This window comes from Kitasatospora sp. DSM 101779 (genome assembly GCF_025655475.1).
Classification (GTDB): domain Bacteria; phylum Actinomycetota; class Actinomycetes; order Streptomycetales; family Streptomycetaceae; genus Kitasatospora.
Genome location: NZ_JAHTIK010000001.1, coordinates 3,915,225 through 3,916,693 on the forward strand (window position 1 = coordinate 3,915,225; position 1,469 = coordinate 3,916,693).

Below are 1,469 nucleotides of genomic sequence, written 5' to 3' on the forward strand. Positions count from 1 at the left end.
CGTCGCCGGCGGCGCAGCCGGTGCCGCCGCGGCGTTCGCCGCTCGCCGCGCCGGTCGTCCCGTCGCCCACGGGTTCGACCCCGGATGCGCCGGCCCCGGAGCCGCCGTCGCCGGTGCGGACCCCCGAGCCGTCGAGTCCGGCTCCCGAGCCGCCGTCGCCGGAGCCCACGCCCACCCCGACGCCGACCCGGACGCCCGCACCGTCGCCGACCGCGTTCTGGCTGGACGACCTGCCGTTCGCCGGTTCCGGGCGGCGGGACGCGCAGGAGGAGGGGCGGCCGAGCATCCGGCACGGTGGCGGGACGCTGGCGCGCCGCCCGGGGCTGTGGATCGCCGGTCAGTGGTACTGGCATGCGCTGAGCGTGCACGTGCCGTCCCGGGTGACGGTGGACCTGAACCGCAGCTGCACCGCGTTCGACGCGGTGGTGGGGCCCGACGACCTGGCGGTGGGGCGCGGCAGCGTCGTGTTCGGCGTGCTGGGCGAGGACGGTTCGGTGCTGGCGAGCTCCGGTCCGGTGCGGGCGGGTGCCCGGCCGGTGCGGGTGCACGCTCCGCTGGCGGGTCAGCGTTCGATCCGGCTGGTCGCCGAACGCGCGGACGGCGGCTGGGCGCTGCTGGACGTCGCGGACTGGGCGAACGCCCGGCTCACCTGCTGACGCCCGGCCGAACCGCTGCCCGATCGGACGGCGGGCGCCCGGCCGTCCGTCGGGGAGGGCCGGGCGTCGCGGGCGTGTCGCGGTTGCGCTGTGGTCAGACGGCGCAGCTGCCGTCCGCGCAGGCCGCGGCGTCGTCGGCGGGTGCGGTGCCGGGGGCGGGAACGAGGGCGCCGGTCTCCTCGGCGACCTGCTGCAGGACGCGCAGGAAGGTGTCCGCCTCCTGGCCGCCCTGCACGGCCCAGCGGCCCTCGAAGACGAAGGTCGGCACGGCGGTGATGCCGAGCGAACGGGCCCGGTCGAGCTGGTCGCGGACCTCCTCGGTGCCCTCCTCGCCCGCGAGGTAGCCGGCGACCCGCTCCCCGTCCATGCCGGCGGCGACGGCGAGCGCGGTGAGGGCCGCGCGGTCGCCGACGTCGACCCCGTCGGTGAAGTGCGCCCTGAGCAGCCGCTCCTTGACGTCGGCCTGGACGGCGGCCCCGTACTCGGTCTCGGCGAGGTGGAGCAGGCGGTGGCCGAGGAAGGTGTTGGCGTGCAGGGCGGCGTCGAAGTCGTAGGTGATGCCCTCGGCGGCGCCGAGCTCGGTGACCCGGGCGTCCATGGCGACGGACTGGGGGCCGTACCGCTCGGCGAGCCAGGCGCGGTGCGGGCTCGCCTGCTCGGGGGCGTCGGGCACCAGCTGGTACGGCCGGTAGACCACCTCGACGCCGTCCTTGCCCGGGAAGCGGTCCAGCGCCTGCTCGAAGCGGCGCTTGCCGATGTAGCACCAGGGGCAGGCGATGTCGGAGTAGATCTCGACCTTCATGGGGGTGCGGC

At 76.9% G+C, this 1,469-nt stretch carries 2 protein-coding genes; one reads left to right on the forward strand and one right to left on the reverse strand.

The window, feature by feature from the left end:
• On the forward strand, positions 1–656 hold a 656-nt coding region (locus KSNIM_RS17705), incomplete at its 5' end, for an NPCBM/NEW2 domain-containing protein (RefSeq protein WP_263104175.1).
• A gap of 94 nt (positions 657–750) precedes the next feature.
• On the opposite strand, the gene KSNIM_RS17710 is transcribed toward KSNIM_RS17705, so the two are convergent.
• Positions 751–1,469: DsbA family oxidoreductase (locus KSNIM_RS17710; RefSeq protein WP_263104176.1), on the reverse strand; the 719-nt coding region annotated here is incomplete at its 5' end.